Source organism: Citrobacter sp. MGH106 (genome assembly GCF_001037495.1).
Lineage (GTDB): Bacteria > Pseudomonadota > Gammaproteobacteria > Enterobacterales > Enterobacteriaceae > Citrobacter > Citrobacter murliniae.
In genome coordinates this window covers 4,134,082-4,152,709 of record NZ_KQ089822.1, presented here as the reverse complement: position 1 = coordinate 4,152,709, position 18,628 = coordinate 4,134,082, and the positions used below count along the sequence as shown (strand labels likewise).

The window sequence follows — 18,628 nt, the reverse complement described above, 5'->3', positions numbered from 1 at the left end:
AAGTACGTTACCGGGGTGAAAGAACGCAGCCAACAAAGAGGCAGCCCGAAGGGGACGCGTTTAAAGAAAAGCAATGATCTCAGGAGATAGAACGATGATTACTCTGCGCAAACTCCCTCTGGCGGTTGCTGTAGCAGCAGGCATTATGTCTGTTCAGGCAATGGCTGTAGATTTTCATGGTTATGCTCGTTCCGGTATCGGCTGGACGGGTAGTGGCGGCGAACAACAATGTTTCCAGGCTACTGGTGCTCAAAGTAAATACCGTCTCGGTAACGAATGTGAAACCTATGCAGAACTGAAACTGGGCCAGGAAGTATGGAAAGAAGGTGATAAGAGCTTCTATTTCGACACTAACGTCGCCTACTCCGTAGCACAGCAGAATGACTGGGAAGGAACAGATCCGGCATTCCGTGAAGCAAACGTGCAGGGTAAAAACCTGATTGAATGGCTGCCAGGTTCTACGATCTGGGCCGGTAAGCGCTTCTATCAGCGTCATGATGTTCACATGATCGACTTCTACTACTGGGATATCTCGGGTCCTGGTGCCGGTATTGAAAACATCGATCTGGGCTTCGGTAAACTGGCTCTGGCAGCAACCCGTTCTCAGGAAGCGGGCGGCTCTTACGCGTTCAGTAGCCAGAATATTTATGATCGTACCAAAGATACCGCCAACGACGTGTTCGACGTGCGTTTAGCGCAGATGGCCATTAACCCGGACGGTATGCTGGAACTGGGCGTTGACTATGGTCGCGCAAATACAACAGATGACTACAGCCTGGCAGACGGTGCATCAAAAGATGGCTGGATGTTCACCGCTGAACATACCCAGAGCATGTTGAAAGGCTATAACAAGTTTGTCGTTCAGTATGCGACAGACTCCATGACCACTCAGGGTAAAGGCCTGAACCAGGGCTCTTACGGTTCTTCTACCACTACTATTGAAGACCCTGTTACTGGCGTTAAGACAAACTTCGCTAACAACGTCGTCAATAACAACGGTAGCCTGGTGCGTGTCCTGGATCACGGTGCGATTTCCCTGGGCGACAAGTGGGACCTGATGTACGTCGGTATGTACCAGAATCTCGATATGGATAACGACCTGGGTACCGAATGGTACACCGTCGGTATTCGTCCGATGTACAAATGGACGCCAATCATGAGCACCCTGATGGAAGTCGGTTACGACAACGTCAAATCCCAACAGACCGGCGATCGTAACAGCCAGTACAAAATCACCCTGGCGCAACAGTGGCAGGCAGGCGACAGCATCTGGTCTCGTCCGGCAATCCGCGTCTTCGCAACCTACGCAAAATGGGATGAAGAGTGGGGCTACGTCAAAAATGGTAACGACGTAACCAAATTCGCTGCGGCGACTAATTCCGGTATCAGCACCACCAGCCGTGGCGACAGTGACGAGTGGTCCTTCGGTGCCCAGATGGAAATCTGGTGGTAATCCAGCATTAATCTGACGTCATGACCGAAAGAGGGGCGTAAGCCCCTCTTGATTACGGTTTAGCGCGCTATTGCCTGGCCACCGCTGAACCCATGCTATCTGAGGTGATAACAATGAAAATGAAGAAAAGTCTCGTTGCCCTTTGTTTATCTGCAGGTTTATTTGCAAGTGCTCCTGGCATCAGCCTGGCCGATGTGAATTTTGTGCCGCAAAATACCACCGCTGCGCCTGCTATCCCCACTGCTGCACTGCAACAGTTAACCTGGACACCTGTTGATCAATCGAATACGCAGTCTACTCAGCTCTCTACTGGTGGTCAGCGTCTGGACGTTGCCGGGATTACCGGCCCGGTCGCCGCCTATAGCGTCCCGGCAAATATTGGTGAATTGACCCTGACGCTGTCCAGTGAAGTGAACAAACAAACCAGTGTATTTGCATCAAACGTATTGATTCTTGATCAGAACATGACGCCATCTGCGTTCTTCCCCAGTAGCTATTTCACCTATCAGGAGCCCGGCGTGATGAGTGCCGATCGTCTGGAAGGAGTCATGCGTCTGACGCCTGCGCTGGGCCAGCAGAAGCTCTATGTGCTGGTATTTACAACAGAAAAAGATCTTCAGCAGACCACAACTCTGCTTGACCCGGCGAAAGCGTATGCCAAGGGTGTGGGTAACTCCATTCCGGATATTCCAGACCCGATCGCCCGTCATACCACCGATGGCCTGTTGAAACTGAAAGTCAAAACCAGCTCTTCTTCCAGCGTATTGGTCGGGCCGCTGTTTGGCTCCTCCGGGCCGGGGCCGGTGACGGTTGGGAATACTGCCGCGCCAGCAGCGGCTTATGCAGCTCCAGCTCCGGCTGCTGTGGCGACCGCCGCTCCAGCGCCTGCGAAGAAAAGTGAACCGATGTTGAATGACACGGAAAGCTACTTTAATAAAGCGATTAAAGATGCAGTAGCGAAAGGTGATGTTGATAAAGCGCTGAAGCTGCTTGATGAAGCTGAACGTTTGGGGTCCACATCTGCCCGTTCCACCTTTATCAGTAGTGTAAAAGGCAAGGGGTAACCATCTCCCCACATTGCTGATTTTGCAACAACTGGTGCGTCTCCTGGCGCACCTTTTTTTATCGTGCAATGCGATTTGTTACACTAATGTTGATTAGCCGATCACTTAATCACGTTTGCTCACCCTGTAATGCCTTTTCTGCGATACAATGCCATCACGTTATAAATCGGAGAGTAAGGCATGCCACACCCTGCGTTAACGCAACTGCGTGCGCTGCGTTATTTTGATGCGATCCCCGCGCTTGACCCTCAACTGCTTGACTGGTTGTTACTGGAAGACTCCATGACAAAACGCTTTGAGCAGGAGGGAAAACAGGTCACCGTAACGTTGATACGAGAAGGATTTGTTGGGCAAAATGAGGTGGCTGAAGAACTGACGCTGCTGCCGAGCGAATCCCGTTATTGGTTGCGTGAAATTCTGTTATGTGCGGATGGTGAACCCTGGCTTGCCGGGCGCACCGTGGTGCCTGAATCAACTCTGTGTGGTCCTGAGCTGGCCTTACAAAATCTGGGGAAAACCCCGCTCGGGCGCTACCTGTTTACATCATCGACATTGACCCGAGATTTTATTGAGATAGGTCGCGATGCAGCGCTGTGGGGGCGTCGTTCCCGCCTGCGGCTGAGCGGTAAGCCGCTGATGCTTACCGAGCTTTTTTTACCTGCATCGCCGTTGTACTGAGAGGAAGAAAAAATGGAGTGGAGTCTGACGCAGAATAAGCTACTGGCGTTTCACCGCTTGATGCGTACGGATAAGCCAATCGGCGCCTTACTGCTGCTCTGGCCGACCCTGTGGGCGCTGTGGGTGGCGACCCCTGGGGTACCGCAATTATGGATCCTGGCGGTTTTCGTCGCTGGCGTTTGGTTAATGCGCGCCGCCGGATGCGTGGTGAATGATTATGCTGACCGCAAATTTGACGGGCATGTCAAACGCACCGCGAACCGGCCGCTGCCAAGTGGTGCGGTGACAGAGAAAGAAGCCCGAACGTTGTTTGTGGTACTGGTGTTGCTTGCGTTCCTGCTGGTACTGACGCTAAACACGATGACAATTTTGTTGTCTGTCGCTGCGTTAGCACTGGCGTGGGTATATCCCTTCATGAAGCGCTATACCCATTTGCCACAGGTGGTTCTGGGCGCTGCATTTGGCTGGTCTATCCCAATGGCGTTCGCTGCCGTGAGCGAATCTGTTCCGCTGAGTTGCTGGCTGATGTTCCTTGCCAATATTCTCTGGGCGGTAGCGTATGATACACAGTACGCGATGGTTGACCGGGATGATGACCTGAAGATTGGTATCAAATCGACCGCGATCCTGTTCGGCCAAAACGATAAGCTGATTATTGGTATTCTGCAGGTTGGCGTACTGGTATTGATGGCGTTGATTGGCTGGCTGAACGGGCTGGGTCTGGGCTATTACTGGTCTCTGCTGGTGGCGGGCGCGCTGTTTGTGTATCAGCAGAAATTGATCGTCAATCGCGAACGGGATGCCTGTTTTAAAGCGTTTATGAATAACAACTATGTCGGTCTGGTGCTGTTTTTGGGGCTGGCAATGAGTTACTGGCACCTTTGATTTTAGGTGAGGCGACAAAAGAAAAACCGGTCATTTTTTCGACCGGTTTTTTTATGCTTACTCGCCCTGCGTTGCGCTCTCGATGGTCAGACGCACATCGGACGTGACCAGTTCGGCCAGCATCTGATAGATCTTCATCGTTTCTTCCGGCTCGGCATCACCGGTATCGCTGATGTATCCCTCGTCACGCAGAGTCAGCACCAGAGAGCTGAACACCGCCTTATCGAAGAATTCAGGGGCGTTAATACCGTGCAGTACGGAAAGACGCTGAGCCACGGTACGGCTCTCTTTCTCCAGTGTGCTGCGGTTGATGGATGGGTTTGCACTCAGCAGCCAGAAGGTAATGGCATAGCGTTGCAGGGTTTCACGAGCACCTGCCGCCAGCAACTGTAGCGTGCGGGAGTGTGCCGGATTGATATGCAGCTCGTCGTTCTGCATGGTGATTAAACCCTGACGCTGCATTTCGCTGGCCAGTGCGTCGATCACTCCTGCAAGCTCGTCACGTTCCCAGCGCAGGAACAGCTCAGCTTTCAGCATCGGGTACAGCGCTTCAATATGCTGCTGTAGTGCCGCACGTGAAATACGACGATGCTGAGTCACAATCGCCGCCATCAATGAAGGCAGAACCAGCATGTGCGCAATGTTGTTGCGGTAGTAAGTCATCAGTACAGCCTGCTCGCGCGGCAGAATGATGATGTCGCCGATGGTATCTTTCTCGACCTCAAACTTGTTCATCTGCAAAGCGTGGTCGATCAGTTCACTGGCGCTTTGCGCGGGAACCGTCGAATCCGCAGCATACGGCACGTTGCGCAGCAAGCTCAGGTAGCAATCAAGTTGTTCGGTTAACTGCTCACGGGTCAGAGATCGCTGGCGGGATGCCAGTAGCGCGGTACAACACAGGTTCATGGCGTTGGCCGCGCCTGCGTTGTTAATACGAACCATCAGATCGGCGGCGATGTTATTCACTGTCGGCGTCAGCCAGGCCGGGCGAATAGACTCGATAGGATCGATAGATTCGCGCCATTCCGGAACATGTTGGTTCAGGTAAGTCATCAATGGCATCGGTTCGCCAAAGTTAACGTAGCCCTGGCCCAGGTTACGCAGCTTGCTTAAGCCGCGCAGCATTTGTGGCAGGCTCTCTTTCTCTTTCGTCGCACCACGCAGCTCTTTTGCGTATGTTCCCACTTCCATCACATGCTCGTAGCCAATGTAGATAGGCACCAGCGTGATCGGACGCGTACCGCCGCGCAGCATCGCCTGAATGGTCATGGACAGCGTGCCGGTTTTCGGGTCGAGCAGACGGCCTGTACGTGAGCGCCCACCTTCGACAAAGTACTCAACCGAGTAGCCACGGCTGAACAGTTCGCCCAGGTATTCGCGGAATACGGTGGAGTAAAGTTTATTGCCCTTAAAGGTGCGGCGAATAAAGAATGCACCCAGACGGCGGAAGATCGGGCCTGCCGGCCAGAAGTTCAGGTTGATTCCAGCGGCAATGTGTGGAGGAACCAGGCCCTGGTGATACAGAACGTACGACAGCAGCATGTAGTCCATATGGCTGCGATGGCATGGCACATAGACGATTTCATGTCCGTCGTGCGCCAACTGGCGCACACGTTCTGCATTATGAACGTTAATCCCCTGGTACAGCCGGTTCCATGTGAACCCCAGAATACGGTCCGTCAGGCGGATCATCTCATAGGAGAAGTTTGCGGCAATTTCTTCCATCAGCGCGATGGCATTTTGCTGCGCTTTTTCGTGGGATATTTTTTTACTGCGTGCTTCATCTTCTACCGCGCGGGCGATAGCTTTTGAGGCCAACAGCTTATTAAACAGATCCTGGCGGGCAGGAAGACGCGGACCAACTGCAGCTAAACGTTGGCGGGCAAAGTGCATACGCGCCACGCGCGCCAGTTTCTGTGCAATGGTTTTATCTGTGCCGTGTTCGTCAGCCATGCGACGCAGGGACACCGACGGGGAGAAGCGAACAAAACTGTCGCGACCCAGCCACGAAACGGCAAAGAATTTCTGTACGCCATTCAGCATGCGCAGAGGCGGATTCACTTCGCCTTTTTCGCGTCCGGGAGCGCGGCCAAACATCACCGATACCGGCACCATCTGCACATCCAGGTCAGGATTGCTGCGATGAAGGTCGAGATAGTTATGGAACAGCTTGATAGACTCTTCTTTAGGCGTGTAATAAGTGAAGACACGCGGGCCGCCGTGAATAAACACGTAGCGCGGCAGGAGAGTCCCGTCGATTTCCAACGGCTCCAGGGGGTCGGGGAGATCGTGAACCAGGCATTGAGCGCGCAGCGTTAGCAAGTCCGCTTTTGAGTTGTACGGCAAGACGTACATAATGGGACGCGAAGTGTCGAGCCCCAATTCCGGAGCGGGATCCGCCGGAATAGACTTGCTTTTTACCAGCACACTTAATGGTAAATTCAGTAATTTGTAGTAAATTCTTGGCCAGCCGGACATAAACGATGTAAAGCCTCTGGTTAATAATGCAAATGCGCTGCAAGGATATCAGAAAGTTTAGTGAATTTCTGGTGTATCCCGTCATACTTCGCGCTGCTTTGCATCAGCCCTGAAGTAAATAGGGTAACGGTACAATGACATTGACGCTAATAATGTAAAAAGGTTCTTTTGATGGCTAATAATACCACTGGGTTCACTCGAATTATCAAGGCAGCAGGCTATTCGTGGAAAGGTTTTCGTGCCGCATGGATTAATGAAGCGGCGTTTCGCCAGGAAAGTGTTGCCGTAATGCTGGGCGTCGCGATTGCTTGCTGGCTGGATGTTGATGCGATTACCCGTGTGCTGCTGATTGGCTCAGTGATGCTGGTGATGATTGTTGAAATTCTTAATAGCGCTATTGAGGCGGTGGTCGACCGTATCGGCTCTGAGTATCACGAACTCTCTGGCCGGGCGAAAGATATGGGATCGGCGGCGGTACTACTTTCTATTTTTGTTGCCTTGATCACCTGGGGCATCTTGTTGTGGTCGCATTTTCGATAAGCATTCCACAACTTCATAAATCTCCTGTTTTTTGTGCAGTTTGCGGTTCCAAAATCGCCTTTAGCTGTATATACTCACAGCATAACTGTATATACACCCAGGGGGCGGAATGAAAGCGTTAACGGCCAGGCAGCAAGAGGTGTTTGATCTCATTCGGGATCACATCAGCCAGACAGGTATGCCACCGACGCGTGCGGAGATCGCGCAGCGTTTGGGGTTCCGTTCCCCAAACGCAGCTGAAGAACACCTTAAAGCGCTGGCACGTAAAGGTGTGCTGGAAATTGTTTCTGGCGCATCGCGTGGAATTCGTCTGTTGCAGGAAGAAGAAGAGGGATTACCACTTGTCGGCCGTGTTGCGGCGGGTGAGCCTCTTCTGGCACAGCAGCATATTGAAGGCCATTATCAGGTTGATCCTTCACTGTTTAAACCCAGTGCCGATTTTTTACTGCGCGTCAGCGGAATGTCGATGAAAGATATCGGGATTATGGACGGTGATTTACTGGCCGTACATAAAACTCAGGACGTGCGTAATGGCCAGGTGGTTGTTGCACGCATTGACGATGAAGTTACGGTTAAGCGCCTGAAAAAACAGGGCAACAAGGTCGAACTTCTGCCAGAAAACAGCGAATTCAAGCCTATCGTAGTTGACCTGCGCGAGCAAAACTTCACTATTGAAGGGCTGGCGGTCGGCGTCATTCGTAACGGTGAGTGGCTGTAATTAAGTAGGCCGGATAAGGCGTTTACGCCGTCATCCGGCATCACTCTGGTCCGGTAGCGCCACGCTTACCGGGTCTACGAAAAACAATATTATCCATTTAACTCCTTCTCAGGCTTTCTGCATGCCTTTCTTTACCTCTTCCGACAAAGCACTTTGGCTCCTTGCCCTACCGATGATCTTCTCCAATATCACTGTCCCCCTGCTGGGGCTGGTGGACACCGCAGTGATTGGTCATCTGGAGAGTCCGGTCTATCTTGGCGGCGTAGCCGTTGGCGCAACGGCGACCAGTTTTCTCTTTATGCTGTTGCTCTTTTTACGCATGAGCACCACTGGGCTGACGGCCCAGGCATTTGGCGCGAAAGATCCGCAGGCACTGGCTCGCGCGCTGGTGCAACCGTTGCTCCTGGCGCTGGGAGCAGGGGCTGCGATTGCCCTGTTCAGGACGCCAATTATCGATCTGGCGCTGCATATAGTTGGTGGCAGTGAGGCGGTACTGGAGCAAGCCCGGCGCTTCCTTGAAATTCGTTGGCTCAGCGCGCCAGCCTCTCTGGCAAACCTGGTGCTGCTGGGCTGGTTGCTGGGCGTCCAGTATGCCCGTGCGCCGGTTATCCTGCTCATTGTTGGTAATATTCTCAACATTGTGCTCGATTTATGGCTGGTGATGGGCTTGCATATGAACGTGCAAGGCGCTGCACTGGCAACTGTGATTGCCGAATATGCCACATTGCTGATTGGTCTTCTGATGGTGCGCAAGGTTCTCCATTTGCGTGGTGTCTCGCTTGCGATGCTGAAGCTTGCATGGCGCGGCAATTTTCGCCGTCTGCTGGCGCTTAACCGCGACATTATGCTGCGTTCGCTGTTGCTACAACTCTGTTTTGGCGCCATTACGGTACTGGGCGCGCGCCTTGGTGGTGACATCATTGCGGTAAATGCCGTCCTGATGACTCTGCTGACGTTTACAGCTTATGCGCTGGACGGGTTTGCCTACGCCGTCGAAGCTCATTCTGGTCAGGCTTATGGCGCGCGCGATGGCGGTCAGTTACTGGATGTCTGGAGGGCGGCATGTAGGCAGTCGGGTATTGTGGCAATTCTGTTTTCCCTGATATACGCCCTGTTCGGTGAACAGATTATTGCGCTGCTAACCTCTCTGCCCCAGATTCAACTACTGGCCGATCGTTATCTTATCTGGCAGGTGATTTTGCCGCTGGTGGGCGTCTGGTGTTACCTGCTGGACGGCATGTTTATTGGTGCGACGCGAGCGGCAGAAATGCGTAACAGTATGGCCGTCGCTGCCGCGGGATTTGCATTAACGTTATTTGCTTTACCACTGTTGGGAAACCACGGTTTATGGCTGGCGTTAACCGTTTTCCTCGCGCTGCGCGGGCTCTCACTGGCCTTCATCTGGCGGCGTCACTGGCGTAATGGTACCTGGTTCGCCTGACCCAGATGGTTAAAAATTCTGAATAGTTAATAATTCCTGGAATCACTGACTACACTTAATCTCACGTCCAGCGAAAACATAACATGTCTGGATATAGCACTCTCGCTATTCACAACCTAACGATGAGGACTTGATGATGAATAAAGACGAAGTCGGCGGTAACTGGAAGCAGTTCAAAGGTAAAGTGAAAGAGCAATGGGGCAAACTGACCGATGATGATATGACGGTCATTGAAGGTAAACGCGACCAACTGGTGGGTAAAGTCCAGGAACGTTACGGTTACGCGAAAGATCAGGCGGAGAAAGAAGTTAAAGATTGGGAAAAACGCAACGATTACCGCTGGTAATTAATCCCTCCCTCCTGAGAGTACAAGGATGTACGCTCTTTTATCGCCCAACTTTCTTCTTCACCTGAATCGTATGATCATGCTGACAGTCGCCTGGATGACGGCACGATTCAACTTCCACACATGCCGGACAGAGGCCGTGGGCTTCAATCACGTTATGACGTAGTGCAAAGCCCATCCTGGCGGCCAATGTATGCATGATGTCTTCCACGCCTTCAGCACACTCTTCTTTAACCACACCACAGCGGTCACAAATGAACATTGCTGAGCTGTGGGTCGGCTGATCGAACAGATGACAAAGCACGTAGCTGTTGGTGGATTCCACCTTGTGCACGAAACCTTGTTCAAGCAGAAAATCGAGAGCGCGATAAACGGTAGGCGGTTTGGCCTGTGGTTCGGTTTCCCGTAACAGATCAAGCAGATCATAAGCGCTAATCGCGCCTTGTTGCAGGCTCATCAGGCGCAGCACTTCGAGGCGTTGTGGTGTCAGCCGCACGTTACGTTGCGCACAGAGTTTTTCAGCCTGGGCCAATAACTCCTGCGTGGTGGTTTTTTCCATTTGACGCCTCGATTTGCATGGAAGGTTAATCCCTTACTTTATCATATTCTGCTCAAAACACCGAGATCCCCACCGTGTGCTATACCTGACGCATCGCAATACTGGAAAATAAAAATGAAAAGACCTGATTGTATTCGCCACTGGCGTGAAGTAGAGGGAGCTGATGACTCCACTTATCCTGGCAGCAATGAACTTTTTTCTATTGGCGCACCGCTTGCCCGCAAGCTGGGATTAGGGCGGCTCGGTATTCATCATGAACGACTGCCACCAGGACGTCGTACTTCATATCCTCATGCAGAAAGTGATGAAGAAGAATTTATCTATGTGCTGGAAGGTTACCCTGAGGCCTGGATTAATGGCTATTTATGGAAACTGGAGCCCGGCGACAGCGTGGGCTTTCCAGCAGGAACCGGCGTGTGTCACACCTTTATCAATAACACCAGTGAAGAGGTGCGTCTGTTAGTGGCGGGTGAAGCAAACAAAAAGTTTAATCGTATCTATTACCCCCTCAATCCGGTCTATGCTGCAACGCGCGAGGATCGCTGGGTTGATCATCCCCCGCAATTTTTTGGCCCGCATGACGGGAAACCGGGACGGAAATAGCCTTGTCTCGGCAGGGGCGTGAGTTCCCGCGACGATGTGGCTCACTATCGTAACGGTCTATGCTATAGTAGCGCCCCTTTTTAACCGGATGCTTAATTATTCGCCATGCTGCCTGAATCTCAGCCTACTGCTTTTCCTGCTCATCGTTTTTCTATCGCGCCGATGCTCGACTGGACGGACAGACACTGCCGCTACTTTTTGCGCTTACTGTCCAGCCAAACGTTGCTCTATACGGAGATGGTGACCACCGGGGCAATTATTCATGGGAAAGGCGACTATCTGGCGTATAGCGAAGAGGAGCATCCGGTCGCGCTCCAGTTAGGGGGGAGCGACCCGGCAGCGCTGGCGCAATGCGCGAAGCTGGCTGAAGAACGTGGCTACAACGAAATTAACCTCAATGTGGGTTGCCCTTCCGATCGTGTCCAGAATGGCATGTTCGGTGCCTGTTTGATGGCGAACGCACAGCTGGTTGCCGATTGCGTCAAAGCGATGCGTGATGTGGTGTCAATTCCGGTAACGGTCAAAACTCGTATCGGCATTGATGACCAGGACAGCTACGAATTCCTGTGTGATTTCATCAATACGGTCTCCGGTAAAGGCGAGTGTGAGATGTTTATCATCCACGCGCGTAAGGCCTGGCTTTCCGGGCTAAGCCCGAAAGAAAACCGTGAGATCCCACCGTTGGATTATGAACGTGTCTATCAGTTGAAGCGTGACTTTCCACACCTGACCATGTCGATCAACGGTGGTATTAAATCGCTGCTCGATGCAAAAACGCATCTTCAACATATGGATGGTGTGATGGTAGGGCGTGAAGCCTATCAAAATCCTGGTATGCTGGCCTCTGTGGACCGCGAAATTTTTGCTGCAACTACCACCGATGCCGATCCTGTTGCCGTAGTGCGCGCAATGTATCCGTATATTGAGCGTGAACTGAGCAAGGGAACCTATCTTGGTCATGTTACCCGCCATATGCTCGGCTTGTTTCAGGGGATCCCTGGGGCACGTCAGTGGCGCCGTTACCTGAGTGAAAATGCGCATAAAGCAGGTGCTGATATTAACGTCCTGGAACATGCGTTAAAGCTGGTGGCCGACAAGCGTTAATTTCTCGCCAAAAGTTAGTCAATTTCACCATGCCCTGCGCTATGTCGCGGGGCGTTTTCTTTATAAATCAATAAAATAATTTTGGCATGCTTTTTGTAAGACTCTGGAGAGTTTTCATTTCGGGAGAGCACCATGCTGGAACTACTTTTTGTCGTTGGCTTTTTTATCATGCTGATGGTCACCGGTGTATCACTGCTGGGTGTGCTGGCTGCATTGATGGTGGCTACCGCAGTGATGTTTTTGGGTGGCTTGTTTGCGTTAATGATTAAATTGTTGCCCTGGTTGTTACTGGCCATTGCTGTGGTATGGGTTATCAAGGCGATAAAAGCGCCAAAAGTCCCACAGTATCAGCGCAATAACCGTCGGTTTTACTAAGGTATTGAGTGGTTCGTCACAACATGCAACTTTGCTTTTAGAACCAAATAGGAATTGATAATCAAATCTGTCACTATTACGCCGTTAACGAATTCATCGAGCTGTACCCTACATACAGCCGAACTAAAAAAAGAAAGGGCTTCCTGCGGGAAGCCCAATTTCTTTGTATTCCCGCCATCATTCAAACCGCTGGTGTGCTGGATGTTTTCACTGACCCCGGACACAAGCTTCAGTAACGTATCGGTTTTTTTCCTGCTACTGAAATGAATTAGGAACGGTAGAAATTAAGGGATCAGAAGACTTGAACCCTGCGTCGCCCGGCTTTCCAGGACTTCATGCGCGCGTTGCGCATCTTTCAGGGCATACTTCTGACTCTCTGCCACATCAACCTTGATAACCCCGCTGGCAATCAGCGAAAAAAGCTCATTGCTGGCTTCGGCTAACTCATTGTGGTTGGTGATGTAACCCTGAAGAGAAGGGCGCGTCACATATAACGAGCCTTTCTGATTCAGAATACCTAAGTTTACGCCAGTCACTGGTCCGGAAGCGTTACCGAAACTTACCATCAGTCCCCGGCGCTGCAGACAATCCAGCGAAGCTTCCCAGGTATCTTTCCCTACCGAATCGTAAACCACCCGAACTTTTTTACCGCCAGTTATCTCTTTAACGCGCTCGACAATGCTTTCTTCACGGTAGTTAATCACCTGCCATGCACCGGCCTGCAAGGCAATTTGCGCTTTTTGCGCGTTGCCGACGGTACCAATCAGTTTTGCACCCAATGCTTTTGCCCACTGACAGGCAATCAGACCGACACCCCCTGCCGCAGCATGGAACAAAAACGGTTCGCCAGGCTGGATTTCATAGGTTTTGCGTAACAGATAAAAAACGGTAAGCCCTTTCAGGAAGGAGGCGGCAGCCTGCTCAAACGAAATGGCATTGGGCAGAATGGCGACTTTATCAGCTGGAACGTTATGCACTGAACTGTAAGCGCCGAGTACGGACTGAGCATAGACGACCCGATCGCCGGTTTTAATGTGCTTCACACCGCTGCCGACTTTGCTGACTACGCCAGCAGCCTCGGTGCCCAGACCACTGGGTAATGATGGCGGCGGATAAAGCCCGCTACGGATGTAAGTATCAATATAATTGATGCCAATCGCTTTGTTTTCGACCTGGATTTCATGTTCCGCCGGGTCAACGGGCGCAAACTCCACAGCCTTCAGAACATCAGGCCCGCCGTGCTTATGAAATTCAATACGTGTTGCCATGTATCCTCCAGAACGTATCGTAAGGGTCTACTTATATGGTAATCTTTCGACCCATTCTTTATCTCGGTAACTCCATTCACTATGGCAGGAAATAAACCCTTCAACAAACAACAGACTGATGCTCGTGACCGCGATCCGCAGGTTGCGGGACTGAAAGTGCCGCCGCACTCGATTGAAGCGGAACAGTCGGTGTTGGGCGGTTTAATGCTGGATAACGAACGCTGGGACGATGTGGCCGAGCGCGTGGTTGCGGAGGATTTTTACACCCGACCACATCGGCATATCTTCACAGAAATGCACCGCCTGCAGGAGATGGGAAAACCCATCGATCTGATTACACTGGCAGAGTCGCTGGAAGTTCAGGGACAACTGGACAGCGTCGGCGGTTTTGCTTACCTGGCTGAGTTATCTAAAAATACGCCAAGTGCGGCGAACATTAGCGCGTATGCCGATATTGTCCGCGAACGTGCCGTTGTTCGCGATATGATTTCTGTCGCCCATGAAATAGCCGACGCGGGTTTCGATCCGCAGGGGCGCTCCAGTGAAGACCTGCTCGATCTGGCGGAATCTCGCGTCTTTAAAATCGCTGAAAGCCGCGCCAATAAAGACGAAGGTCCGAAAAACATCGCCGATGTGTTGGATGCGACCGTCGCGCGTATAGAACAGTTGTTCCAGCAACCGCATGATGGCGTCACCGGAGTGAATACCGGTTATGACGATCTCAATAAAAAGACTGCAGGTTTGCAGCCGTCAGATCTGATCATCGTCGCGGCGCGTCCATCGATGGGTAAAACGACATTTGCGATGAACCTCGTCGAAAACGCAGCGATGTTACAGGATAAGCCCGTACTCATCTTTTCTCTTGAGATGCCCTCTGAGCAGATTATGATGCGTTCCCTGGCCTCGCTTTCGCGCGTGGATCAGACCAAAATTCGTACTGGTCAACTGGATGATGAAGACTGGGCGCGAATTTCCGGAACAATGGGTATTTTGCTGGAGAAACGAAACATCTATATTGATGATTCCTCCGGTCTGACGCCGACGGAAGTGCGTTCGCGCGCGCGCCGTATCGCTCGTGAGCACGGCGGTATCGGGCTTATCATGATCGACTACCTTCAGCTTATGCGCGTGCCGTCGCTTTCCGACAACCGTACGCTGGAAATTGCTGAAATTTCTCGCTCACTGAAAGCGTTAGCAAAAGAACTGCATGTGCCGGTGGTGGCATTGTCGCAGCTTAACCGTTCTTTGGAACAACGCGCCGACAAACGCCCGGTCAACTCGGATTTGCGTGAATCAGGCTCCATCGAGCAGGACGCCGACTTAATCATGTTTATCTATCGTGATGAGGTTTATCACGAGAACAGCGATCTGAAAGGGATCGCAGAAATTATTATTGGTAAGCAGCGTAACGGTCCTATCGGCACGGTACGTCTGACGTTTAACGGCCAGTGGTCACGCTTTGATAACTATGCCGGACCACAATACGATGATGAGTAAATAATTTGGCCATTTTGTTTGCGATTTAAGGATTGGGGAGTGCTCGTCATCCCCACGTACTTTAGTACGCTCTGGTGGCTGAGCGTTTGCCGCACCCAAACTCGCTGCACCAATAACACCAAATTCCAGACACATAATTCAAGGAACACAAATGCAAGCGGCAACTGTAGTCATTAACCGCCGCGCTCTGCGACACAACCTGCAACGTCTGCGTGAACTGGCGCCTGCCAGCAAACTGGTTGCGGTCGTGAAAGCGAACGCTTACGGACACGGTCTGTTAGAGACCGCGCGAACGCTCCCCGATGCGGACGCTTTTGGTGTCGCTCGTCTTGAAGAAGCCCTGCGGCTGCGCGCGGGAGGGATCACGCAACCCATCCTGCTGCTGGAGGGTTTTTTCGATGCAGCCGATCTGCCGACTATCTCCGCACAGCGTCTGCATACCGCCGTGCACAACCAGGAACAACTTGATGCCCTGGAAGCGGCAGAACTGGCTGAACCGGTCACCGTATGGATGAAGCTCGACACCGGAATGCACCGTCTGGGCGTACGCCCTGAGCAGGCCGAGGCCTTTTATCAGCGTTTAACGCAGTGTGAAAACGTGCGTCAGCCGGTCAATATTGTTAGCCACTTTGCTCGTGCAGATGAACCCGAGTGCGGTGCAACCGAAAAGCAGCTCGATATCTTCAATAGCTTCTGTGAAGGCAAGCCGGGCCAGCGTTCTATCGCCGCTTCTGGCGGCATCCTGTTGTGGCCACAGTCTCACTTCGACTGGGCGCGTCCGGGGTTGATTCTGTATGGTGTATCACCGTTGGAAAATCACTCCACAGGTGCAGATTTCGGCTGCAAGCCGGTGATGTCACTCACCTCCAGCCTGATTGCGGTACGCGAACATAAAGCAGGAGAACCTGTTGGTTACGGCGGAACGTGGCTCAGTGAGCGCGACACGCGTCTGGGCGTCGTGGCGATGGGGTATGGAGACGGTTATCCGCGTGCGGCTCCCTCTGGTACGCCAGTACTGGTTAATGGCCGGGAAGTGCCGATAGTCGGGCGCGTTGCGATGGATATGATTTGCGTTGATTTAGGCCCTGATGCGCAGGATAAAGCTGGCGACCCGGTGATCCTGTGGGGTGATGGCCTGCCGGTTGAGCGTATTGCTGAAATGACAAAAGTAAGTGCTTACGAACTTATCACGCGCCTGACGTCAAGAGTAGCGATGAAGTACGTGGACTAAATTTGGTTATAAGCCGGATAAGGCGGTTCCGCCGCCATCCGGCAATATTCCCCTCAACATCCTCTCGATCTTCTCTCACTTCCGGTTTATTGTGTCTTTATCCCCTGCCTGTAAACCTGGAGAACCATCGCGTGTTCCAAAAAGTTGACGCCTATGCTGGCGACCCGATTTTATCGCTCATGGAGCGTTTCCAAGAAGATTCACGTAGCGACAAAGTGAACCTCAGTATCGGCCTGTATTACAACGAAGACGGGATTATTCCTGAGCTTAAAGCCGTAGTTGAAGCGGAAGCGCGGCTTAATGCTAAGCCACATGGTGCTTCCCTGTACCTGCCAATGGAAGGGTTGAATAGCTATCGCCATACTATCGGAAAACTGCTGTTTGGCGCAGAACACCCGATTCTCCAGCAACAGCGTGTAGCGACGATTCAGACGATGGGGGGATCGGGCGCGCTAAAAGTGGGCGCTGATTTCCTGAAACGCTATTTTCCTGATTCTGGCGTGTGGGTCAGCGATCCGACGTGGGAAAACCATATCGCAATTTTTGAAGGCGCCGGGTTCGAAGTCAGTACTTACCCTTGGTATGACAATGCAACCAATGGCGTGCGTTTCAACGATCTGTTAGCAACGCTCAATACCTTACCGGCGCGCAGCATTGTGCTGCTGCATCCGTGCTGTCATAACCCAACCGGTGCAGATCTGACTCATGCTCAGTGGGATACGGTCATCGAGATACTGAAAGCACGCGACCTGATCCCGTTTCTGGATATTGCCTATCAAGGTTTTGGCGCCGGAATGGATGATGATGCCTACGCGATCCGTGCTATTGCCAGCGCCGGATTGCCTGCTCTGGTCGGCAATTCGTTCTCAAAAATTTTCTCACTGTATGGCGAGCGTGTCGGCGGGCTTTCCGTTGTCTGTGAAGATGCTGAGACGGCAAGTCGCGTACTGGGACAGTTAAAAGCCACCGTTCGTCGTAACTATTCCAGTCCGCCGAACTTTGGTGCTCAGGTTGTTGCTGCCGTACTGGGGGATGATGAGCTCAGAGCCAGTTGGCTGGCTGAAGTAGAGGGTATGCGTACCCGTATCCAGGCGATGCGTCAGGAACTGGTCAACGTTCTTAATACTGAGATCCCTGGTCGCGATTTTGATTATCTGCTGCAACAGCGCGGTATGTTCAGCTATACCGGACTGAGCGCAGCCCAGGTTGATCGTCTGCGTGATGAGTTTGGTGTTTACCTGATTGCCAGCGGTCGTATGTGTGTGGCCGGTCTGAACCACAGTAACGTTCAGCGCGTGGCGAAGGCGTTTGCTGCGGTAATGTAATATTTTTTTCCCGAAACACGTAGGTCAGATAATGGAAACACCATCAGGTTTTGTGTGCCAGATGGTAGCGTAAATACCTTATCTGGCCTACGTGACATGCCTCTATTCATATGTGATCGTTCTCTTTTTCTGTAACAAAACCAGATAAAGCCCTTCCTTTCCCCCCCCTCAGGGGGTAAGGTCAGATAGCTTTTTGACCAGTTGTTAATAAAAAAATCATAACTAACTGACTAATTAGGGAAAAATATGCGCAAGATTTCTTTGGCACTGAGTGCCGTTTGTTTATTGTTCACATTAAACCATTCCGCCCAGGCTTTAGTTTCTTCTCCCTCTCAGCTTAATCCAGGCACTAACGTTGCAAAACTTGCTGAGCAGGCTCCTATTCATTGGGTTTCTGTCGCACAAATTGAAAATAGTCTGACTGGTCGTCCGCCGATGGCTGTCGGATTTGATATTGATGATACGGTTCTCTTTTCCAGCCCGGGATTCTGGCGTGGCAAAAAAACGTACTCCCCGGACAGCGAGGATTACCTGAAGAATCCGGCCTTCTGGGAGAAAATGAATAATGGCTGGGATGAGTTCAGTATCCCGAAAGAAGTGGCGCGACAGCTTATTGATATGCACGTGCGTCGCGGCGACAGCATCTTTTTTGTGACCGGGCGTAGCCAGACCAAAACCGAAACGGTTTCTAAAACGCTGTCCGACAACTTCCATATTCCACCCGCCAATATGAATCCGGTTATCTTCGCGGGTGACAAACCCGGACAGAACACCAAAACGCAGTGGTTGCAGGATAAAAACATCCGTATGTATTACGGCGATTCCGACAATGACATCACTGCGGCCCGTGAGGTCGGTATTCGCGGTATTCGCATTTTACGTGCTTCCAACTCCACCTATAAACCGTTGCCACAGGCTGGAGGGTTTGGTGAAGAGGTGATCGTGAACTCCGAGTACTAAGGAGCCGCTTTTTCAGTTGCTGTTTTTTTAAACAAATTTGCGTTACTGGCTTTTACCTTTCGCTGACTTGCTGCACACTGAGTAAAAGATGTTCTCATCAGGC

Annotated in this window: 18 protein-coding genes; 15 read left to right on the top strand and 3 right to left on the bottom strand. The window is 51.8% G+C overall.

Annotated features, from left to right (window positions below):
- Positions 1-94: 94 nt before the first annotated feature.
- From SK36_RS19355 to ubiA, 4 genes are all read left to right on the top strand, one after another.
- Positions 95-1,453 (top strand): maltoporin, encoded by a 1,359-nt coding sequence (locus SK36_RS19355; protein ID WP_045438497.1) that lies wholly within the window; start codon positions 95-97, stop codon positions 1,451-1,453.
- 113 nt (positions 1,454-1,566) lie between these two features.
- Positions 1,567-2,517 carry a maltose operon protein MalM gene (gene malM, locus SK36_RS19350; RefSeq protein WP_048222460.1) on the top strand — a complete coding sequence of 317 codons (951 nt, stop codon included), beginning with the start codon at positions 1,567-1,569 and terminating at the stop codon, positions 2,515-2,517.
- Positions 2,518-2,697: 180 nt separating this feature from the next.
- Positions 2,698-3,195 (top strand): chorismate lyase, encoded by a 498-nt coding sequence (gene ubiC / locus SK36_RS19345; RefSeq protein ID WP_045438508.1) that lies wholly within the window; start codon positions 2,698-2,700, stop codon positions 3,193-3,195.
- Between the two features lie 12 nt (positions 3,196-3,207).
- The gene (ubiA, locus tag SK36_RS19340) at positions 3,208-4,080 is read left to right on the top strand and encodes a 4-hydroxybenzoate octaprenyltransferase (protein WP_045438512.1); all 873 of its coding nucleotides are present in this window, start codon (positions 3,208-3,210) and stop codon (positions 4,078-4,080) included.
- Positions 4,081-4,137: 57 nt separating this feature from the next.
- Here the strand turns inward: ubiA and plsB are convergent, their stop codons facing one another.
- Positions 4,138-6,558, bottom strand: coding sequence for a glycerol-3-phosphate 1-O-acyltransferase PlsB (gene plsB, locus SK36_RS19335; RefSeq protein WP_045438517.1), 2,421 nt, complete (start codon positions 6,556-6,558; stop codon positions 4,138-4,140).
- A gap of 171 nt (positions 6,559-6,729) precedes the next feature.
- Between plsB and SK36_RS19330 the strand changes: the two genes are divergently transcribed.
- The 4 genes from SK36_RS19330 (at position 6,730) to SK36_RS19315 (ending at position 9,603) form a co-directional block, all read left to right on the top strand.
- Entirely contained in the window at positions 6,730-7,098 is a 369-nt protein-coding gene (locus SK36_RS19330; RefSeq protein ID WP_048222458.1) for a diacylglycerol kinase, read from the top strand.
- A 109-nt stretch (positions 7,099-7,207) separates the two neighbouring features.
- Positions 7,208-7,816, top strand: coding sequence for a transcriptional repressor LexA (lexA, locus tag SK36_RS19325; RefSeq protein ID WP_045438524.1), 609 nt, complete (start codon positions 7,208-7,210; stop codon positions 7,814-7,816).
- Between the two features lie 121 nt (positions 7,817-7,937).
- Positions 7,938-9,257: an MATE family efflux transporter DinF gene (gene dinF / locus SK36_RS19320; protein ID WP_045438526.1), complete on the top strand. Its 1,320-nt coding sequence runs from the start codon at positions 7,938-7,940 to the stop codon at positions 9,255-9,257.
- 136 nt (positions 9,258-9,393) lie between these two features.
- A complete protein-coding gene (locus SK36_RS19315) occupies positions 9,394-9,603 on the top strand; it encodes a CsbD family protein (RefSeq protein ID WP_045438529.1) in 210 nt (69 codons plus the stop codon).
- A gap of 40 nt (positions 9,604-9,643) precedes the next feature.
- Here SK36_RS19315 and zur read toward each other — a convergent pair whose 3' ends face one another.
- Positions 9,644-10,162 carry a zinc uptake transcriptional repressor Zur gene (gene zur / locus SK36_RS19310; protein ID WP_045438532.1) on the bottom strand — a complete coding sequence of 173 codons (519 nt, stop codon included), beginning with the start codon at positions 10,160-10,162 and terminating at the stop codon, positions 9,644-9,646.
- A 114-nt stretch (positions 10,163-10,276) separates the two neighbouring features.
- Here zur and SK36_RS19305 point away from each other — a divergent pair, with 114 nt between their 5' ends.
- The 3 genes from SK36_RS19305 to pspG all read left to right on the top strand — a co-directional run bounded on the left by SK36_RS19305 (position 10,277) and on the right by pspG (position 12,244).
- On the top strand, positions 10,277-10,765 hold the full coding sequence (locus tag SK36_RS19305) for a cupin domain-containing protein (RefSeq protein ID WP_048222454.1): 489 nt from the start codon (positions 10,277-10,279) through the stop codon (positions 10,763-10,765).
- A gap of 105 nt (positions 10,766-10,870) precedes the next feature.
- Positions 10,871-11,869, top strand: a complete 999-nt coding sequence (gene dusA, locus SK36_RS19300; protein ID WP_048222451.1) for a tRNA dihydrouridine(20/20a) synthase DusA — start codon at positions 10,871-10,873, stop codon at positions 11,867-11,869.
- 132 nt (positions 11,870-12,001) lie between these two features.
- Positions 12,002-12,244 (top strand): envelope stress response protein PspG, encoded by a 243-nt coding sequence (gene pspG, locus SK36_RS19295; RefSeq protein ID WP_045438538.1) that lies wholly within the window; start codon positions 12,002-12,004, stop codon positions 12,242-12,244.
- A 284-nt stretch (positions 12,245-12,528) separates the two neighbouring features.
- Here pspG and SK36_RS19285 read toward each other — a convergent pair whose 3' ends face one another.
- On the bottom strand, positions 12,529-13,512 hold the full coding sequence (locus SK36_RS19285; protein WP_045438543.1) for a quinone oxidoreductase: 984 nt from the start codon (positions 13,510-13,512) through the stop codon (positions 12,529-12,531).
- Between the two features lie 81 nt (positions 13,513-13,593).
- Here SK36_RS19285 and dnaB point away from each other — a divergent pair, with 81 nt between their 5' ends.
- The 4 genes from dnaB (at position 13,594) to aphA (ending at position 18,525) form a co-directional block, all read left to right on the top strand.
- Complete coding sequence (dnaB, locus tag SK36_RS19280; protein WP_045438554.1) at positions 13,594-15,009, top strand: replicative DNA helicase; 1,416 nt, start codon at positions 13,594-13,596, stop codon at positions 15,007-15,009.
- A gap of 151 nt (positions 15,010-15,160) precedes the next feature.
- A complete protein-coding gene (gene alr, locus SK36_RS19275) occupies positions 15,161-16,240 on the top strand; it encodes an alanine racemase (RefSeq protein WP_048222443.1) in 1,080 nt (359 codons plus the stop codon).
- Between the two features lie 131 nt (positions 16,241-16,371).
- Positions 16,372-17,565 (top strand): aromatic amino acid transaminase, encoded by a 1,194-nt coding sequence (tyrB, locus tag SK36_RS19270; RefSeq protein WP_048222442.1) that lies wholly within the window; start codon positions 16,372-16,374, stop codon positions 17,563-17,565.
- 246 nt (positions 17,566-17,811) lie between these two features.
- Positions 17,812-18,525: an acid phosphatase AphA gene (aphA, locus tag SK36_RS19265; protein WP_048222439.1), complete on the top strand. Its 714-nt coding sequence runs from the start codon at positions 17,812-17,814 to the stop codon at positions 18,523-18,525.
- The last annotated feature ends 103 nt before the right edge of the window (positions 18,526-18,628 follow it).

What these genes read in the sequence shown, in the direction of transcription:
- SK36_RS19355 (WP_045438497.1), top strand. Translation starts at nt 95, where the DNA reads ATGATTACTCTGCGCAAACTCCCTCTGGCGGTTGCTGTAGCAGCAGGC.
- malM (WP_048222460.1), top strand. Translation starts at nt 1,567, where the DNA reads ATGAAAATGAAGAAAAGTCTCGTTGCCCTTTGTTTATCTGCAGGTTTA.
- ubiC (WP_045438508.1), top strand. Translation starts at nt 2,698, where the DNA reads ATGCCACACCCTGCGTTAACGCAACTGCGTGCGCTGCGTTATTTTGAT.
- ubiA (WP_045438512.1), top strand. Translation starts at nt 3,208, where the DNA reads ATGGAGTGGAGTCTGACGCAGAATAAGCTACTGGCGTTTCACCGCTTG.
- plsB (WP_045438517.1), bottom strand. Translation starts at nt 6,558, where the DNA reads ATGTCCGGCTGGCCAAGAATTTACTACAAATTACTGAATTTACCATTA.
- SK36_RS19330 (WP_048222458.1), top strand. Translation starts at nt 6,730, where the DNA reads ATGGCTAATAATACCACTGGGTTCACTCGAATTATCAAGGCAGCAGGC.
- lexA (WP_045438524.1), top strand. Translation starts at nt 7,208, where the DNA reads ATGAAAGCGTTAACGGCCAGGCAGCAAGAGGTGTTTGATCTCATTCGG.
- dinF (WP_045438526.1), top strand. Translation starts at nt 7,938, where the DNA reads ATGCCTTTCTTTACCTCTTCCGACAAAGCACTTTGGCTCCTTGCCCTA.
- SK36_RS19315 (WP_045438529.1), top strand. Translation starts at nt 9,394, where the DNA reads ATGAATAAAGACGAAGTCGGCGGTAACTGGAAGCAGTTCAAAGGTAAA.
- zur (WP_045438532.1), bottom strand. Translation starts at nt 10,162, where the DNA reads ATGGAAAAAACCACCACGCAGGAGTTATTGGCCCAGGCTGAAAAACTC.
- SK36_RS19305 (WP_048222454.1), top strand. Translation starts at nt 10,277, where the DNA reads ATGAAAAGACCTGATTGTATTCGCCACTGGCGTGAAGTAGAGGGAGCT.
- dusA (WP_048222451.1), top strand. Translation starts at nt 10,871, where the DNA reads ATGCTGCCTGAATCTCAGCCTACTGCTTTTCCTGCTCATCGTTTTTCT.
- pspG (WP_045438538.1), top strand. Translation starts at nt 12,002, where the DNA reads ATGCTGGAACTACTTTTTGTCGTTGGCTTTTTTATCATGCTGATGGTC.
- SK36_RS19285 (WP_045438543.1), bottom strand. Translation starts at nt 13,512, where the DNA reads ATGGCAACACGTATTGAATTTCATAAGCACGGCGGGCCTGATGTTCTG.
- dnaB (WP_045438554.1), top strand. Translation starts at nt 13,594, where the DNA reads ATGGCAGGAAATAAACCCTTCAACAAACAACAGACTGATGCTCGTGAC.
- alr (WP_048222443.1), top strand. Translation starts at nt 15,161, where the DNA reads ATGCAAGCGGCAACTGTAGTCATTAACCGCCGCGCTCTGCGACACAAC.
- aphA (WP_048222439.1), top strand. Translation starts at nt 17,812, where the DNA reads ATGCGCAAGATTTCTTTGGCACTGAGTGCCGTTTGTTTATTGTTCACA.